The sequence below is a fragment of the uncultured Shewanella sp. genome (assembly GCF_947495455.1).
Lineage (GTDB): Bacteria > Pseudomonadota > Gammaproteobacteria > Enterobacterales > Shewanellaceae > Shewanella.
Window position 1 is genome coordinate 1 of the sequence record NZ_CANLZC010000321.1, and the last position, 214, is coordinate 214.

Genomic DNA, 214 nt, shown 5'->3' on the forward strand with positions numbered 1-214 from the left:
GTGCCTCTTGGCATACGAATGAAACAACAGACTCATTCCATAACTTATCAATATTGAAACTCCCGCCTTATTCTCCAGAGTTAAACCCTATCGAACAAGTATGGCAATGGCTAAGGCAGCACTGTTTAGCTAATAGGTGCTTCAGAAATTATGATGATATTGTTGATAATGTTTGTCGTGCATGGAACACATTTATTGAGTGTACTAAAAGGGT

1 protein-coding gene is annotated in these 214 nt (G+C 38.3%); it reads left to right on the forward strand.

Annotated features, from left to right (window positions below):
• Nucleotides 1-214 (forward strand): transposase (locus Q0791_RS25245; RefSeq protein ID WP_299011985.1); only part of this gene is annotated, 214 nt, incomplete at both ends.